Raw genomic sequence first — 15,832 nt, forward strand, 5'->3', positions numbered from 1 at the left:
CCGAGGGAGACCGACCGTGGCGTTGCGAGAATACCTGTCCTGTATGGACGAAGACCCGGCCAAGGCCCTCGAGCTGATGGAGCCGGACCTGCGGTTCCTGATCGCGCTGCCCTCCGGCGAGGTCGCCGGGACGTCCAAAGCGGACTTCGCCGCCTACCTCGGCAGCCGGAACCCGGTCGACCGGGTGCACGAAGTCCTCCGCTACTGCGCCGACGGCGACACCGAGATGGTGTACGGCGTCGTCACCGAAGCGGGTGAACCCGTCGGCGCCTTCCACTCGGCCGCGGTCGTCTCGCCGAACGGCCTGCTGGCCGGCTACCAGTCGTTCTTCAGCACGACGTTCGCCTTGATCGACCGGTCGGAAGGAGCGCGACGATGACCGAGGACTTCGACGTCGTCGTGCTCGGCGCCGGGCTCGCCGGGCTGTCCGCGGCCGTCACGGCGGCCATCGGCGGCGCGCGCACGCTGGTCGTGGAACGCGCGCCGGGGATCGGGGGCTCCGCGGCGATCTCCGGCGGGTACGTCTGGGCCATCGAGGACGAGGCCGCGCTGCGCCGGGAGGATCCCGGCCCGTACCAGCGGCACGGGATGGTGGTCGTCGACGGCTACCCCGACGCGATCGCGTGGCTCTCCGGCTTCGCGCCGCCCTTGACCGGCGTGGAACGGGCGCTGGCCGGACGCGGGCACAAGTTCGACATGCCGGTGCTGCTCGCCCACCTGACCCGGGCGCTGACCGCGGCCGGCGGCCGGATCGTCGTCGATGCGCAGACCGACGAGCTGACCCGGGACGGCAGTAAATACCTGGTCGACGTGACGACGCCGGCCGGACCACGACGGGTCACCGCCCGGTCGGTCGTGCTCGCCACCGGCGGGCGGCAGGCCGACCCGGACGTCCGGGCCTCGCTGGTCGGCGGCGGGTTCGTCCCGCCGCTGCGCGGCAACCCCTGGTCCCGCGGCACCGGCGCGGCCCTCGCGGCCGGGCTGGGCGCGTCGATCAACACCGCCAACACCGGCTTCTACGGCCACCTGTTCGCCGACGGCGTCGAGCCCGTCAGCCCGGTCGACTACATCGCCTTCGCGCTCTACCACAGCGACCACGGCGTCCTGCTCGACCCGGAAGGCCACCGGTTCGCCGACGAGACCCGCGGCGACCACAACAACGCCATGGCGCTCGCCGCCCACGGCGGCCGGGGCCTGCTGCTGTGGTCCGAAGCCGTCCAGCGCGCCGCCGCCGAGGCGCCGTTCATCCCCGGCAGCCCGTGCCTCGACCGCTGGGCGTTCTCCCGAGACCGCGGCGGCGCCGTCGGCGTCGCGGACAACGTCGACGCGCTGCCGGTGCAGCTGGATCCCGAGGCCCGCGCGCGACTGGGCGACGGCCGCGTCTTCCACGCCGACGTCGTCCCGGCCATCACCTTCACCTTCGGCGGCGTCGAGGCCGACACCGACGGCACCGCACTGGACAGCACCGGCACCCCGATCGACGGCCTCTACCCGGCCGGCGCCGACCTGTCCGATGTGTATAACGAGGGTTACGGCGGCGGGCTGTGCCTGGCCGTGGTGTCCGGCCGCCGCGCCGGGCGGCTGGCGGCCCTCCGCACCCGCAAGGAGGTCGAACATGCCTGAAGCGCCGTTCCTGACGAAGTGGTTCGAGATCATGGACAGCGACGCGCCGTCGCGGATCCTGGACCTGATCACCGACGACTTCACGTTCTCGATCCTGTTCTCCACCGACGGCCGCGCGACGGACTTCGCCGGCGGCCGCGAGGCGATGGAGGGCTACCTCGCCCAGCGCGAGAAGAACACGCTCACGCACCACCCCCTGGACGTGAGCTCGACCGGGCACGGCGAGTTCTACCTCGGCGAGGTCCGCCGCGCGGGCGAGGTGGTCGCCACCTTCGTCGCGGCCGGCCAGGTCGGCGCGTCCGGCCGGCTCGAACGCCTGATCATCGGACGCTCGCCCGGCGTCCGCTTCGAGGGAGGTGCGGATGTACAACCTGGTGCTGCTGGCCGCTAAGCCGCCGGACTGGACCCACGAGCGGTTCATCACGTGGTGGCGGACCGACCACGCCGAGCTCACCTACCGGCTGCCCGGCCTGCGGTCGTGGCGGCACACCGAGGTCGAGGCGGCGCTCGAACCGCGCTCGGAAGGCTGGGACGGCGTCTCGATCCTCGGCTTCGACACCGAGGAGGACCTGCGCAAGGCGCTGGCCAGCCCGGAATGGGCCGAAGCCGTCGCCCAGGTCGGCGACATGCGCGGCCGCCGGGTCGCCGTCCTCGGCACCGAACGGGAGATGTTCGCGGGATGAAGGACGCCGTCCAGGATTTCAGGAAGCGCGCCGAGCAGGCGGACTTCGTCGCCGTCGTCGACGACAGCGGCGAGCACGCCGCGCGCCGGCTCCTCGCCGACGCCGAGGCTCTCGCCGACGTCCTCGGGCCGCGCGCCACGGCGCTGGTCCAGGCCGACAACTCCTGGCGCACGGTCGTCGCCGCCCTGGCCACCGGCCTGACCGGCGGTGTCCTCGCCGTGGTCAACCGGCACACGACCCGGGCCGAGTTCGCGGCCGCGTGCGAAGACATCCGGCCGGACGTCGTCGTCGCCGAACCGTCCGCCGTGGACGAATGGGACGTCCCCGGCGCCGCGCGAACCGTGCTCGACGGTTGGTCCGCCGTGTCCACGGCGGGCCGCAGTGACCCGGCGCGGTGGAACGGCGGCGTGTTCATCGGCCTCACCTCCGGGTCGACCGGCCGGGCGAAGGGCGTGGTCCAGTCCGAAGCGGCGCTGCACTACGCGTGCGCCTGCACGATCGAGATCAACGGACTCCAGCCGGGCGACGCCGTCGCGGCGATCGTGCCGCTGTCCTCGACCGCGGCGTTCTGCTTCGGCGCCTACTGCTCACTGGTCCTCGGCGGCCCGCTGGTCCTCACCGCGAAGTGGGACCCGCCGGCGGTGCTCACCAGGCTGACCGAGACGGGCGCGCGCTGGACGATGTGTGTCCCGACGATGGCCCTCCAGCTGGCGGCCGCCGGGGCCCTGCCGGGTGTCCGGTCGATCACCGTCGGCGGCGGGCCGATGGACCAGCTCGCGCTGACCCGCGCCGAGACCGCGCTGGGGACGAAGATCCTGCGTGTGTTCGGGATGTCCGAATGCCTCGGCCACACCTCCCCGGACCCGGCCGAGCCCGCCGGGATCCGGCTGGGTCACGACGGCCGGCCGTTCCCCGGCACCGAGGTCCGGGCGGTGTCGCCGGAAGGGATCGTGCTCGGGCCCGGCGAGACCGGACGCGCGCAGGTGCGCGGGCCGTCGCTGTTCCTCGGGTACGCCCGCGGCGGCCGCGTCGAGCCGCCGGAGCTGACCGAGGACGGGTTCTTCCCGACCGGTGATCTTGTCGTGTCCACTGTGGATGGACTGATCACCATCATGGGCCGGGAGAAGGACGTCATCATCCGCGGTGGCCGCAACATCGACGTCACCGAGATCGAGCGGGCGGTCGCCGGCTACGAACGGCTGGCGCACTCCTGCGTGGTGCCGGTGCGCGACGAGGTCCTGGGGGAGCGGGTGGCGCTGCTCGCCGTCTCCCGCGACGGTTCGCTTGTCGAGCTGGGAGACGTGACCGGCTACCTGCGCGAGGCCGGGCTGTCCAAGACGAAGTGGCCGGAGTTCGTGTACCTGGTGGACGCGCTGCCGCAGACGAAGGTCGGCAAGCTCGACCGCGCGGGTGCGCGCAAGGTCGCCGAAGGCCTGCACGCGGGGGTCTCATGAGTTTCGACCGCGGGAAGTGGGCGACCGGCGGCCCGGAGACGGTCGCGCCGGGCGTCCACCGGATCCCGCTGCCGCTGCCCAACGACGGCTTGCGCGCGATCAACGTCTACGCCCTCGAACAGCCGGACGGCCTGGTCCTCATCGACGCGGGCTGGTCGATCCCCGAGTCCCTGGCGGTGCTGGCGGAGTCGCTGGCCGAGCTGGGCGGCCGCCGGCTCGACGAGATCACCGACGTCTACGTCACCCACATCCACCGGGACCACTACACGCAGGCGGTCGAGCTCCGCCGCCGGTTCGGGACGCGGGTGCACCTCGGCGCGGGGGAGCGGCCCGGGCTCGAGCTGCTGACCACGCTCCGCACCGACGTCCCGGTGACCTCGCTGGACGTCCTCCGCCGCGGCGGCGCGACCGACCTGGCCGAGCGGATGGCCGAGGGGTACGGGGAGTTCGACCCGTCCGGCTGGGAGCCGCCGGACCGCTGGCTCGACCCGGGCCTGGTGCCGCTGCGGCATCCGCTGCGGGTGGTGCCGACGCCGGGCCACACGCGCGGGCACGTCGTGTACCTCGACGAGCCCCGCGGGCTGCTGTTCTCCGGCGATCATGTCCTGCCGCACATCACCCCGTCGATCGGGTTCGAGCTGGGCGAACCGGGCCTGCCGCTCGGCGACTACCTCGATTCGCTGGGGCTGATGACGGCGTTCCCGGACAACCGGCTGCTGCCGGCGCACGGCCCGGTCGCGGAGAGCACCCACACCCGCGTCGACGAACTGCTGGCCCACCACGACAAGCGCCTCGCCGAGACCGAGGACGCCCTTGGTGCCGGGGCCCGGGAAGGGCACGCCGTCGCCGGCCGGCTGGGGTGGACCCGCCGGTCGGTCCCGTTCGGCGACCTGAACGACTTCAACCGGATGCTCGCGGTGAACGAGACCGTCGCCCACCTGGACGTGCTGGTCGCCCGCGGCCGGGCGGTGGTGTCCGAAGTGGACGGTGTGGCGCGGTATTCCCCGGCCTGACAGCACGGGTCGCTGGACTCCGGCAAGGTCCCGGTCGCACGCTCGCCGCCGGTCCCGCCGAACGTCTTGAATGAGTCATTCAGGTCTTCGGAGGTCCTGAATGACTCATTCAAGACACGCCGACGCCCGAGCAACCCCCGATCCGACTTCGCCGGGACCCGGCCACGGGCCGGGACCCGGCCACGGGCCGGGTCAGCGGGCGGTCCAGCCGCCGTCGACGTACAGCTCGGAGCCCGTCACGAAGCTCGCGTCCTCGGATGCCAGGAACGCCACCGCGCCCGCGACCTCGTCGGTGCGGCCGAGCCGGCCGAGCGGGGTGCCGTCGACCATCGCCGTGTGGCGGGGAGAGCCTTCCCACAGCTGCCGCGACAACGGCGTCTCGATGAAGCCGGGGTGCACCGAGTTGACGCGCACCCCGCGCTTTCCCCAGTGCAGGGCCGCGTTCTTGGTCATCAGGCGGACCGCGCCCTTCGCGGCGTGGTAGGAGAAATGCGTCCCGAAGCCGCCGACCGTGCCGAAGATCGACGCGATGTTGACGATCGAGCCGCCGCCCGCGCGCTCGATCGCCGCGCCGGCGTGCTTCATGCCGAGCCAGACCCCGCGCTGGCTGACGGCGATGACCTTCTCCCAGGTCTCCAGGGTTTCCGTCTCGACGTTGGCGGGCTCGCCGATGCCGGCGTTGTTCACCAGCACCGTCAGCCCGCCCAGGTCGGCTTCGACCTGGGCGACCGTGGCCCGCCAGACCTCTTCCGACGTGACGTCGAGGGCCAGGGCGAGCGCGTCGGGCAGCTCGGCGGCCAGGGTTTTGCAGCGTTCGGCGTCGACGTCGGTGACGACGACCCGCGCGCCTTCTCCGGCGAGCCGGCGCGTGATCGCCTCGCCGATGCCGCCCGTCGCGCCGGTGACGAGCGCGACTTTCCCGGACAACCGCATGACTCCTCCTGGGTGCGCAGAACCGCCAACCGGCTAATGGCTATTAGCCATGAGAACGCCGGCTCGGGGCCGAAGTCAAGACATTGTGGCTAATCAGCGTTAGCCTGTGGGCATGAAGGTGGAACGCCCCCATCGCCCCGGCGACGTCGCGGCCGGGCTGCCGGCCGACCGGGCCGCGGCCATCCGGCTGGCCGCGCTGCGCCTGTTCGCCGCGCAGGGCTACCGGGCCACGACGATGGCCGACATCGGCGCCGCGGTCGGCATCCGGGGACCCAGCCTGTACAAGCACGTGTCCGGCAAGCAGGTGCTGCTCGCGGAGCTCATGCTCGGCACGATGGACACGCTGCTGGCGATGCACACCGAGGCGGTCGACGGCGTCACCGACGTGACGGAACGGCTGCGCCGGGCCGTCGAGGCGCACGTCCGCTACCACGCCCGGCACCGGCTCGAAGCGTTCGTCGGCAACCGCGAGATCGGCAGTCTCGAGCAGCCGGGCCGGGTCCTGAGGCTGCGCAGCACGTACGAGCGCGGTTTTCGCGAACTCATCGAACGCGGTGTGGCGGAGGGGGTGTTCGCGGTCCGGTCCGCGCGCCTCGCGTCGTACTCGATCCTCGACATGGGCATGGGAGTCGCGAACTGGTTCCACGACGGCGGCGAGTTCTCCGTCGACCAGCTGGCCTACCAGTACGGCGACCTGGCCCTGCGCATTGTCGGCCGGGACGGCTGAGTGTCGCGGTACTCGGCGCATCCTGCGAGGTCAGCGGCCTCTCCGTGGCATCGGGCGGCCGGCTCCGAAAATCTATGCCGACTGGAGTAGACATTCGGCGGCGGGTGTGTGTAGTGTTCTGCTCGTAGCGAGAGAGACAACGTCAAGCGAGCGCGGGAGAGGACGTAACTGCCCGCGAGGTGAGACAAGACGGTCAGGCAGTGCGGAGCCGATCAAGGAACAAGGTTTCGGCTGGTGACCGGAGCAGTACTCCGAACCGGGGTCGTGATGACGTCCGACCGGGCAGTACCGGTCCGGAGCGGTAGTGCAGGACGCGGGCGGAGCGGGTGCGCCCGTGAAGATCAGTGGTAGTTGTCCGTGCAAGTGCAGTGGCAAGACCGGTCAGGTGGCCGGAGCCGATCAGTGAACGGGGCTCCGGGCAGTGACCAGCGGCGTCAGCGTGCTGGGACCGATCAGTGGAAGGGTCCTGGCAGTGACGTCCGCAGCAAGTGAAGTGGCAGTACCGAGTAAGTGGAAAACGCAGGAGAGAAGGGAACGGAGCCATCATTGGATCGCCCGCAGCGGCTGGGTAGCGCCGCGCGGGTGCCGTAGTCCCATCGAGTTCGGAGGTGGTGCTCGGTCACGAATGAGCGATCCCCGCGGAATCCGGCTTTCGGCCGGACGCGGGTGCAGGAAACCGGCGGTCGCGCCGGTAGACAATGGTGAAACCCAACCCTTGAGGACCCCGGGTGCCGTCCACGGCACCCGGGGTCCTTCGTGATGTGGAGGTGGAATGATCCCTGAGCAAGAAGGACCGGCCACGCCCGGCGGGGCCGACAAGTTCGACGACGAGCACTACCCCGCGTACACCATGGGCCGGGCCGCGGAAATGCTCGGTACGACCCAAGGTTTTCTGCGCAGCCTCGGCGAGGCCGGGCTGATCACGCCGCAACGCTCCGCCGGCGGGCACCGCCGCTACTCCCGGCACCAGCTGCGCCTGGCCGGCCGGGCGAGGGAACTGGTCGACCAGGGCACCGCCATCGACGCCGCCTGCCGCATCGTCAGCCTCGAAGACCAGCTTTACGAAGCCCAGCGCCTCAACGAAACCCGGGGTGCCGACCCCGAACTCAACGCCCTCGACTGACCTGCCGTTCCCGCCGACCGGCTCGGCACGCGGCACCGCCGCCGCGTGCCGGTTGTGCGGCGGCGAGCTCGACGGCGTCGTGCGCCCACGTCGTGAGCACCGGTTCGATCGCCGAATACACGTCGGGATCCACCGGCAGCCCGAGGTGGGTGCTGCGGACTTCGACGTGGGTGGCGGACGGGTCGAGCGACGATCGCCACGGAACGATCGCGTCGCGGCGCGAGAACACCGAGAGCGCCGGCACGCCGGGGGACAGCGGGGCGGCGAGGCCGGCCACGTTGTCGTCGCGGCAGCGGCCGGTGAGGCAGTCCGCGGTGAGCAGCCCGGGCAAGCCGACCGCGGAGAGCCGGGCGAGCAGGCGTGCCGCCCCGAGGACGGCCGGGTGAGCGCCCAGCGGGTCCACCACCGGCGAGCCCAGCATGATCAGCCCGCGTACCAGGTCCGGACGACGGGCGGCGGTGAGGCGGGCCAGTCCGCCGCCGCGGCTGTGCCCGAGCAGCACGACGCGGCCTCCGGTGTCGCGGACGTGCTCGGCGAGCTGTTCCTCGAGCCGGTCGACGAGTTCGCCGGTGCAACCGATGTCGAAACCGATGTCGGCGCTCCGCGGTCTGAAACCGCGGGCCTGCAGCCATCGGCGGGTCAGCGCCAAGCTCGGGGAGCCGGCGAAGAAACCGGGAACGAGCAGTACGCCGAGGCCTTCGCCACGATTTCCGCGGCCGGTGCGCCACACGGGATGCCGAAGCAGCCGTGGCAGGTCTCGCAGCGAGGTGTAAGCGTTTTCACGGGCGAGCAACCGCACGGTGCCCGCGGCGGCGGAGAGCACGGTCGAGCTTGACGGGAACATGGCCCTCCTCGGGGAATCGGGGCCTGGATACCGCGAAGCCGGCCGGGCAAACTGTGGCGAACCCGTGGCTTGGGAAATGCGTGAAACGGGCGTGCCGGGGTACCACGGGACGGTTCTGGTCCCCGCCGGCAAGGAGTCAGCCCGTGTCTCAGCCCGCCCAGCAGCAGAATCCGCCCGGATCGACCGCGGAGATGACCCCGCGACCCGACCACGGGGAACACTCCTATCGCGGTTCCGGCAAATTGACCGGGAAGGCGGCGTTGATCACCGGCGCGGACAGCGGGATCGGCCGTGCCGTGGCGATCGCGTACGCGCGGGAGGGTGCCGATGTGCTGATCTCCTACCTGGACGAGCACGACGACGCGGAGGAGACGCGGTACTGGGTGGAGGAGGCCGGGCGCAAGGCTGTCGTCGTGCCCGGTGACGTCGCCGATCCGGCGCATTGCCGGGCCTTGGTCGCCCGGGCGGTGGAGGAGTTCGGACGGCTCGACGTCCTGGTGAACAACGCGGCTTTTCAGATGAGCCACGAAACGCTGGAGGAAATCGAGGACGAGGAGTGGGATCGCACGCTGGCGATCAACCTCAGTGCGTTCTTCCACCTGGTGAAGGCGGCTTTACCGCACCTGAAGCCGGGGGCGTCGATCATCGGCAGTTCGTCGGTGAACTCCGATAATCCGAAGCCTCAGTTGCTGCCTTACGACGTGACGAAGGCGGGCATCGCGAACATGACCGCGGCGCTGGCGCAGCTGCTGGGGCCGCGGGGAATCCGCGCGAACAGTGTGGCGCCGGGTCCGATCTGGACGCCGCTGATCCCGTCGACGATGCCCGAGGAGGCGGTGAAGTCGTTCGGGGAGCAGGTTCCGCTCGGACGCGCGGGACAGCCGGCGGAGCTGGCCCCGGTGTACGTGCTGCTCGCGTCCGACGACGGCAGTTACGTGTCCGGGGCGCGCGTCGCGGTGACCGGCGGCAAGCCGATCCTCTGAGCCGCCCCGGTCAGAGCGGGAGGAGCTCGCCGCGCTGCAGGAGGTGGACCCGGGTGACCGGTTCGCGGAGCCGGACCTCCTCGAGGAAGTTGGACACCGGGGAGTGGAACAGGCCGTAGTCGTCGAAGTGGACCGGGACCGCGCGGCGCGGTTCCAGGAGGTTCAGCAGGTCGACGCCGCCGCGGTGGTCGAGGGTGACCAGGACGCCGAACGCCCGGGTGCCGCCCAGGTGCACCACGGCGAGGTCGAGGTCGGGGAAGTGGTCGCGGATGGTGCGCAGTTCGTCGTGCATGACCGTGTCGCCGCTGACGTAGATCCGCAGCGGGCCGGCGTCCGGACCGGCGTGGTACTCCAGGACGCTGCCCATCACCGGCGGGAGGACGCGCCGCATCAGCCCCGGCGCGTGCCGGGCGGGCACGGACGTGATCGTCAGCCGGGCTTCGCCGTCGGTGAAGGTTTCGCTCATCCAGGTGGGGAGGGGGAGCGGGGCGTGGAAGCCGCGGCGGAGCAGCCGGCCTGCCGCGTGTTCGGTGGTGAGGATCGGGACGTCACGGGGGAGTTCGCGGGAGGCGATGCGGTCGAAGTGGTCGCCGTGCAGGTGGGAGAGCACGACCGCGGTGAGCGGCGGCAGTTCGGCCGGCTGCAGCGCGGGTTCGGTGCGGCGCCGCGAAAACAGGCCCTGACCGAAGTACGACCACTGGCCGCGGTGCAGGAAGTTGGGGTCGGTCAGCACCGTGAACGGCCCCAGCCGGAGCACCGTGGTCGCGGTCCCGACGAACATCAGGGAGTCGCCGCCGGAAGGTTCGGACATCGGTGGTCCTTTCGCCGTGCCTGTCCGGCGCGGCTACCCCGTCGCACCGGGGCTAACCGGGCGATTCCCGGCGTCCGATCGATGTGTGTTCGCGGGGAAACGGGGAAGCCAGCCCAGACCCTGTTCCGAACCGGACCGAGGATCCGGTTCCCGCGCCCCACGAAAGGAAAGTCATGTCGGCCACCAGCCCCACCCGCACGCGCACACCGGTGCAGATCACCGCCATGGTCGTTTCGGTCGTCTTCCTGCTCGTCGGCCTGCTCGGTTTCGTCCCGGGCGTCACGACGGACTACGACCAGCTGAGCTTCGCCGGCCACGACTCGATGGCCATGCTGCTCGGCGTGTTCATGGTGTCGATTCTGCACAACATCGTGCACCTGCTGTTCGGCATCGCCGGCCTCGCTTCGGCGCGCACCGCACGAGGTGCGCGGACCTACCTGATCGCCGGTGGGGTCGTCTACCTCGTGCTCTGGCTGTACGGGCTGCTCATCGACCACGGCAGCGACGCCAACTTCGTGCCCCTCAACACCGCGGACAACTGGCTGCACCTCGTCCTGGGTGTCGGCATGATCGCGCTCGGCCTGCTCACCGCCCGCGCCGGCGATCGTTCGCGAGCCGCTCGCGGTCCCGGGCTCGGCTAGCCACCACGTACGGCGTGCACACAGGGACGTCGGCGGCGCTTTCCCAGCCGCCGGCGGCCCTGTGTGCCGGTCAGGCCGGGTTCCGCGGTGCCGTCGGGTCTTCTCCGGCGAGTTCGGCGGGGTCGGCGCCGGGCTGCTGCCAGCGGAAGACGCCCGCGCCTTGCGCGTACGCCAGGTGCCCGCCCAGCGCCCCGGCGGCGCTGGCCGCGGCGAGGCCGAGGGCGCCCAGCAGCTTGCCGCGGGCGGTGCGGCCGCGGGTGCGGGCCAGGTAGGACGCGCCGAAGAGCGCGGTCGCGGCCGCGTTGCCGGCCGCGTGGACCAGGCCGACGCGCCGTTGCCGCGTGTCGAGCTCGGCGTAGTCGGCCAAGCCGAGCAGGACGGCGGGTGGCGTCGCCAGCAGTCCGGCGGCGACGAGCCGCCGCGCGGTCTCCTGCTGTCCGGGGATCAGGTCGAACGCCGCCGAGCACAGCCAGGCGCCGACCGGGACGGTGACGGCGAGCGGGTGCAGCGGATGGCCCAGCCAGCGGCCGCGCACCAGCCCGCCGATCGTGCTTTCGGCCGGGCCGCGCAGCAGCCGGCTGAGTCCGGTGGCCGGGCCGTCGAGCGCTTGGGCGTCTTCCACGGCCCGGAGCGCTCGGTGCGGTGCGGGGGTCGGCTGGGTTTCGGTTGCTGGGTCCATGTCGTCCCGGCTACCCCGCCGGTCGTGGGTCAACCACCGCCGGCCGGGGGATCAGCCGGCTTCGTCGGTGACGCCGTGCGGGGCACCCACCGGTTTCGACTCGGGTGAGCCGCGCCGGCGCAGGTACACGCTGAACACCGCCATCGAGCCGATGGCCAGGAACTCCGACTGCCAGTTCTGCAGCGTGCGGTTCCAGAAGTCCGCGGACACGAGGTAGTCCGCCCAGGACACCGGGTCCCCGAAGTCGCTCAGCTGCTCGGCGTTGTACGCCGCGACGCCGGCGACCGACTGCGCGAGCCACGACAGCAGGAAGATCCCGCCCATCACCAGCGCCAGCGAGCGGGCGAAAACCGCGGTCCGCCAGCCACCCGCCTTCGCCCACGGCGGAGAACCTGCCTTGACGTAGCGGCCGACCAGCTGGTCCTGGTCGCTTTCGGTGCCGATCCGGCTCAGCGGCTTCGACTCCGGCGAACCGCGCTGGACCAGCCAGACGGTCGCGAAGACGTAGAGGAAGAACTGCAGGTACTCCGACTGCCAGTTCTCCGCGACGTCCACCGCGAACGACGAGGACGTCAGGTAGCTGCCCATCCCGATCGGGTCGACGCCGTGGGCGACCTGGCGGTCGTTGAAGTCGGCCAGGCCGGACAGGGCCTGCCCGACCAGGCTCACCAGGAACAGGGCGCCGAACCCCAGGGAGAGGCCGTTGTCGCGGACGAACTTCTTCATCGGCCGAGCACCCCGATCACGAGGAAGTACGCCAAGCCGCCCAGCACGACGACGAGGTATCCGATGTAGACGGCCCGGGCTTTCATCGGCCACCCACCGCGCAGTCGTAGACCTGCTGGTTGCGCGGCCGGCAGCCGGCGCCGGTCACCCGCCAGCCGTCGGGGAAGTCGTGCAGGAACAGGGTGTCCGAGGTGGACCGGGCCTGAGCCTCGTCACCCCAGACGACGATCGAGCCGACCGGCGCGTGGGGGAGCGTCGCGACCGGCGAACCCGTGCCGCACCCGACCGGTCCCAAGCCGTCGCGAGCCCGCGGGGCCAGCAGCGCGCACGCGGGGCCGCCGCCGTCGGCGACGGCCGCTTCGAACCGCTGCGCCGCTTCTTCGGCGGAGGAGGTGTCCGCCGAAGAACATCCGCAGAGGACGGCCGCCACGGCACCGAGGCCGGCGATGATCTTGTGCACACCGGGGGATACCCCGGCGGAGTCGTCTTCACACGTTTCAGGTGCCGAAGAGATGGGAACGACATATGCGGGTGCTTTCAGAGGACCCCGAGGATCGTCCGAAAAGGACTAGCCGCGGACGGCCTTCTGGTACGCCGCAAGCTCTTCGGGGTGGTCGATGCTGCCGTGGTGGTGGACCTGCAGCCAGCGTCCGGCGTCCTGGTCGTACCCGAACACCCGTGATGTCCGGATCGTCAGCGGGACCGTCGCGCCGTCGTGGTCGTGGTACTGGCCGATCTCGCGGCCCGCGAACACGACAGCGTCCGCCCACCAGTAGGTGACCGCGTCGGTGAACGTGACCGTCAGCCCGAGGTCGCCGGCGAAGATGCGGCGGTAGAGGCCGGTGACCGCCGCCCCGGACCGGAGGATGCCGCCCACCGGGTTGTTCAGCTGCGCCAGCTCGTCCTGCGACCACACGGCGGACAGCGCGTCGAGGTCGCGGCGGTTGAGGGCGTGGTAGAAGCTCTCCAGGGCCGCGATCGCGCCTTCCCGGCCCGGATCGCGCGCTTCCTCCAGCCGACGACGTGCCTGCGGGCCGAACTGGTAGTCGACGAGTTCGATCATCGAGGGATCTCCTTCAGAGGTTCGCGACGAGACGGCCGAGGATGCGCGCCGCGGGCTCGGTGGACGCGTGCCGGAACCCGGTGCCCGCCCACAGGTGGAGCCGGTCCGCGTCGCCCGCGGCGGCCGCCGCCTTGCGCAGCGGGCTCGTCAGGTGGTGGACCGCCGGGTAGCCGGCCGGTGCGAGCCGGTCGTAGCGGCCGGTGAACGCGTTGGCCAGGGCGCGGGCGGGCCGGCCGGTGAAGGCGCGGGTGACGACCGTCCGGCCGGCACCGGGAGGATCCGCGAGCGCGGCCTGGTGCGTCTTCGACGCGCCGCTCTCGTCGGAGCGCAGGAGCACGGTGCCGACCATGACGGCCTCGGCGCCGGCCCGGAGCGCGCCGGCCACGGCGCCGGGGGTCGCGATCCCGCCGGCCGCGACGAGGGGCAGCTCGCTCACCCGGGCGACGGCGCGCAGGAGGTCGGTGACCGGGATGTCCGCGGGCGTCCACCCCGGCGTGAGCGTGCCCGAATGCCCGCCGGCCGCCGATGCCTGCACGACGAGGAAGTCGGCGTCCGCAGCCCGGCGTGCCTCGTCGGGGGAGGTGACCGTCTGGCCGACGAGCGTGCCCGCCCCGCGGAACGCCGCGAGCACTGCGGCCTCCGGGAGGCCGAAGGTGAAGGTGACCACCGGGACCGGCGCGTCGAGCAGCAGGTCGATCTTGTCGCGCCAGCCGTCGTCGTCCTCGGTGCGGGGGATGCCGGCCAGGTCGAGGTCGTAGTGGTCGGCCTCCGGCTGCAGCGTGCGGGCGTAGGCGGCGTAGGTGGTGGGGGCGATCGGGACCGGGTTCGGCGCGAACAGGTTCACCCCGAACGGGACGCCCGCGGCCCGCACCTCGGAGATCTGTTCCTCGAGCGCTTCGGGAGTCTTGTAGCCGCCGGCCAGCAGCCCGGCCGCGCCGGCCGACGCCGCGGCCGCGACGAGCCGGGGTGTCGTCGGGCCGCCCGCCATGGGCGCGGCGAGGATCGGCGCCGAGAGTCCGAGCGCGTCCAGCGTGGTGTGCATGAAACCGAGGCTAGGCAGCGCGTGGCCGGCTGGGAAATGCCTGCTGGGGTGCATCTATGCTGCTCAGGCATGAACGAGTTGGGGTCGGGCCGGGTGGAGCTGCGGCACCTGCGCGGCTTCGAAGCGGTGGCGCGGCTGAGGTCGTTCACGGGGGCGGCGGCCGACCTCGCGATCACCCAGCCCGCGCTGAGCCGCACGGTCCGGCAGCTGGAGGACGCGCTGGGTGTGACGCTGTTCGACCGCAGCACCCGGCACGTCGAGCTGACCGCCGCGGGGGAAACCCTGCTGGCCCACGTCGAACGGGCCTTCGCGGAGCTGGAACGCGGGTTCGGCGCCGTCCGCCGGGAGTCGAGCGTCCGGCTGGGGTTCAGCTGGCTGCTGCCGGACCCGTGGGCGCAGCGGACGGTCACGCGGTTCGAGCGGGAGACCGGGCGAAGCGTCGACCTGGTGCGCACCGACGACCCGCTCGCCGCCCTGCAGCAGGGCAAGGTCGATCTCGCCGTGGTGCGCGGGCCGGTGCGGTCGTCCGCGCTGCGCGTGGTGCACCTGTTCGACGAGGCCCGGGTCGCGGCGTGTTCGGTGCGGTCGGCGCTGGCCGGCCGGGAAGAGCTGGCGTGGTCGGAAGTGCCGCGGTGGCCGCTGGTGGTGAACATCGTGAGCGGGACGACCGGGCCGTGGTCGTGGCCGCCGGACGAGCGGCCGGAGACGGTCGTGGAGACGGCGAACTTCGACGAGTGGATCGAGAGCGTCGCGGCCGATCGCGGGATCGGCATCGCGCCGGAGGTGGCGATGCGGCGCAACATCCACCCGGCGGTGCGGTTCGTCCCGCTGCGCGGCGCCCCGCCGAGCCCGGTGACGCTGGTGTTCCTCCCGCACGTCCACGAGGCGCTCCTGCGGCGCTTCGTGGAGATCGCGCTGGATGCGGAGGAGGCCGGGTGACGCGTCACCTCGAGCCCGGCTGGGACCTGCACCGGGCCGGCAGCGCGGAACGCTTCGTGCTGCCCGCGGGGGAGGTCGTGGACGCCGAAGTCGTTTGCCACCACCCGTTCGGGCTCGGCCTCCACCTGGCGGAGTACGACGCCTACGCCCACGTCGACATCCCCGAAGTCGGGGGCACCCTCGTCCGCGGGCCGGCCGATTTCCCGGCGGTCGGGAGCGCGGTTCGCGCGCGCAGCTTCGGGCCGAGCGGGGAGGGCCGCCCCCTCACCATGTCGCTTCGCGGGCTCCCTTCGTCATTGACTTCCTCTTCGGACGCAAGGTAGCGTCACGGCGTCGGACATGTGAAACCTTTCAATACGGAGATCGCGATGAAGCGACGGAGGCTGGGCCACGGGCCCCTTCTGGTCCCACAGGGCGATCCGAAGCGTTGTTACCCGCCAGTTTGAGCCCGCGCGCCCGCCTGAGACCGGGTCGCGCTGTCTGGTTCCGAACACGTTCCCCATTTTGCCGAAGCCGTAAAACGTTCCGTAACTTGAAACGATTCATCG

The 15,832-nt window shown here is 71.9% G+C and carries 20 protein-coding genes; 12 read left to right on the plus strand and 8 right to left on the minus strand.

Going from position 1 to position 15,832, the window contains the following annotated elements:
- The first annotated feature begins 16 nt into the window (after positions 1-16).
- The 6 genes from AB0M59_RS02820 to AB0M59_RS02845 are packed head-to-tail and all read left to right on the plus strand — an operon-like array spanning position 17 to position 4,773.
- Positions 17-379 carry a nuclear transport factor 2 family protein gene (locus tag AB0M59_RS02820; RefSeq protein WP_364607473.1) on the plus strand — a complete coding sequence of 121 codons (363 nt, stop codon included), beginning with the start codon at positions 17-19 and terminating at the stop codon, positions 377-379.
- Positions 376-1,623, plus strand: coding sequence for an FAD-binding protein (locus AB0M59_RS02825; protein ID WP_364607476.1), 1,248 nt, complete (start codon positions 376-378; stop codon positions 1,621-1,623). Before AB0M59_RS02820 ends, AB0M59_RS02825 begins: the two co-directional genes overlap by 4 nt.
- Positions 1,616-2,014 carry a nuclear transport factor 2 family protein gene (locus AB0M59_RS02830; protein WP_364607479.1) on the plus strand — a complete coding sequence of 133 codons (399 nt, stop codon included), beginning with the start codon at positions 1,616-1,618 and terminating at the stop codon, positions 2,012-2,014. Before AB0M59_RS02825 ends, AB0M59_RS02830 begins: the two co-directional genes overlap by 8 nt.
- The gene (locus AB0M59_RS02835; RefSeq protein ID WP_364607482.1) at positions 1,986-2,306 is read left to right on the plus strand and encodes an EthD family reductase; all 321 of its coding nucleotides are present in this window, start codon (positions 1,986-1,988) and stop codon (positions 2,304-2,306) included. The genes AB0M59_RS02830 and AB0M59_RS02835 overlap by 29 nt, the downstream gene beginning before the upstream one ends.
- A complete protein-coding gene (locus AB0M59_RS02840; protein WP_364607485.1) occupies positions 2,303-3,760 on the plus strand; it encodes a class I adenylate-forming enzyme family protein in 1,458 nt (485 codons plus the stop codon). Before AB0M59_RS02835 ends, AB0M59_RS02840 begins: the two co-directional genes overlap by 4 nt.
- The gene (locus AB0M59_RS02845; RefSeq protein WP_364607488.1) at positions 3,757-4,773 is read left to right on the plus strand and encodes an MBL fold metallo-hydrolase; all 1,017 of its coding nucleotides are present in this window, start codon (positions 3,757-3,759) and stop codon (positions 4,771-4,773) included. The genes AB0M59_RS02840 and AB0M59_RS02845 overlap by 4 nt, the downstream gene beginning before the upstream one ends.
- Before the next feature lie 192 nt (positions 4,774-4,965).
- Here the strand turns inward: AB0M59_RS02845 and AB0M59_RS02850 are convergent, their stop codons facing one another.
- Positions 4,966-5,706: a glucose 1-dehydrogenase gene (locus AB0M59_RS02850; RefSeq protein WP_364607491.1), complete on the minus strand. Its 741-nt coding sequence runs from the start codon at positions 5,704-5,706 to the stop codon at positions 4,966-4,968.
- A 112-nt stretch (positions 5,707-5,818) separates the two neighbouring features.
- On the opposite strand from AB0M59_RS02850, the gene AB0M59_RS02855 reads away from it, so the two are divergent.
- Positions 5,819-6,433, plus strand: coding sequence for a TetR/AcrR family transcriptional regulator (locus AB0M59_RS02855; protein ID WP_364607494.1), 615 nt, complete (start codon positions 5,819-5,821; stop codon positions 6,431-6,433).
- Positions 6,434-7,205: 772 nt separating this feature from the next.
- Entirely contained in the window at positions 7,206-7,556 is a 351-nt protein-coding gene (locus tag AB0M59_RS02860) for a helix-turn-helix domain-containing protein (RefSeq protein ID WP_364607497.1), read from the plus strand.
- Here AB0M59_RS02860 and AB0M59_RS02865 read toward each other — a convergent pair.
- A complete protein-coding gene (locus AB0M59_RS02865) occupies positions 7,540-8,400 on the minus strand; it encodes an alpha/beta fold hydrolase (protein ID WP_364607500.1) in 861 nt (286 codons plus the stop codon). The two genes, AB0M59_RS02860 and AB0M59_RS02865, sit on opposite strands and share 17 nt — an antisense overlap.
- Before the next feature lie 191 nt (positions 8,401-8,591).
- On the opposite strand from AB0M59_RS02865, the gene AB0M59_RS02870 reads away from it, so the two are divergent.
- The gene (locus AB0M59_RS02870) at positions 8,592-9,383 is read left to right on the plus strand and encodes an SDR family oxidoreductase (protein ID WP_364608488.1); all 792 of its coding nucleotides are present in this window, start codon (positions 8,592-8,594) and stop codon (positions 9,381-9,383) included.
- A gap of 10 nt (positions 9,384-9,393) precedes the next feature.
- On the opposite strand, the gene AB0M59_RS02875 is transcribed toward AB0M59_RS02870, so the two are convergent.
- Complete coding sequence (locus AB0M59_RS02875; protein ID WP_364607503.1) at positions 9,394-10,194, minus strand: MBL fold metallo-hydrolase; 801 nt, start codon at positions 10,192-10,194, stop codon at positions 9,394-9,396.
- Positions 10,195-10,367: 173 nt separating this feature from the next.
- Here AB0M59_RS02875 and AB0M59_RS02880 point away from each other — a divergent pair, with 173 nt between their 5' ends.
- Positions 10,368-10,835 (plus strand): DUF4383 domain-containing protein, encoded by a 468-nt coding sequence (locus AB0M59_RS02880; protein WP_364607506.1) that lies wholly within the window; start codon positions 10,368-10,370, stop codon positions 10,833-10,835.
- Positions 10,836-10,905: 70 nt separating this feature from the next.
- Here the strand turns inward: AB0M59_RS02880 and AB0M59_RS02885 are convergent, their stop codons facing one another.
- The 5 genes from AB0M59_RS02885 to AB0M59_RS02905 form a co-directional block, all read right to left on the minus strand.
- On the minus strand, positions 10,906-11,514 hold the full coding sequence (locus AB0M59_RS02885) for a DUF2231 domain-containing protein (protein WP_364607509.1): 609 nt from the start codon (positions 11,512-11,514) through the stop codon (positions 10,906-10,908).
- 51 nt (positions 11,515-11,565) lie between these two features.
- Entirely contained in the window at positions 11,566-12,240 is a 675-nt protein-coding gene (locus tag AB0M59_RS02890; protein ID WP_364607512.1) for a DUF6766 family protein, read from the minus strand.
- Positions 12,241-12,322: 82 nt separating this feature from the next.
- Positions 12,323-12,700, minus strand: coding sequence for a hypothetical protein (locus AB0M59_RS02895; protein ID WP_364607515.1), 378 nt, complete (start codon positions 12,698-12,700; stop codon positions 12,323-12,325).
- Between the two features lie 108 nt (positions 12,701-12,808).
- Positions 12,809-13,303: a nuclear transport factor 2 family protein gene (locus AB0M59_RS02900; RefSeq protein ID WP_364607518.1), complete on the minus strand. Its 495-nt coding sequence runs from the start codon at positions 13,301-13,303 to the stop codon at positions 12,809-12,811.
- A gap of 13 nt (positions 13,304-13,316) precedes the next feature.
- On the minus strand, positions 13,317-14,345 hold the full coding sequence (locus tag AB0M59_RS02905) for a nitronate monooxygenase (protein ID WP_364607521.1): 1,029 nt from the start codon (positions 14,343-14,345) through the stop codon (positions 13,317-13,319).
- Positions 14,346-14,414: 69 nt separating this feature from the next.
- Here AB0M59_RS02905 and AB0M59_RS02910 point away from each other — a divergent pair, with 69 nt between their 5' ends.
- Together AB0M59_RS02910 and AB0M59_RS02915 are read left to right on the plus strand one after the other, a co-directional pair.
- Positions 14,415-15,284, plus strand: a complete 870-nt coding sequence (locus tag AB0M59_RS02910) for a LysR family transcriptional regulator (RefSeq protein ID WP_364607524.1) — start codon at positions 14,415-14,417, stop codon at positions 15,282-15,284.
- Positions 15,281-15,607 carry a hypothetical protein gene (locus AB0M59_RS02915; RefSeq protein ID WP_364607527.1) on the plus strand — a complete coding sequence of 109 codons (327 nt, stop codon included), beginning with the start codon at positions 15,281-15,283 and terminating at the stop codon, positions 15,605-15,607. The genes AB0M59_RS02910 and AB0M59_RS02915 overlap by 4 nt, the downstream gene beginning before the upstream one ends.
- The last annotated feature ends 225 nt before the right edge of the window (positions 15,608-15,832 follow it).

The organism is Amycolatopsis sp. NPDC051371 (assembly GCF_040682155.1).
Lineage (GTDB): Bacteria > Actinomycetota > Actinomycetes > Mycobacteriales > Pseudonocardiaceae > Amycolatopsis.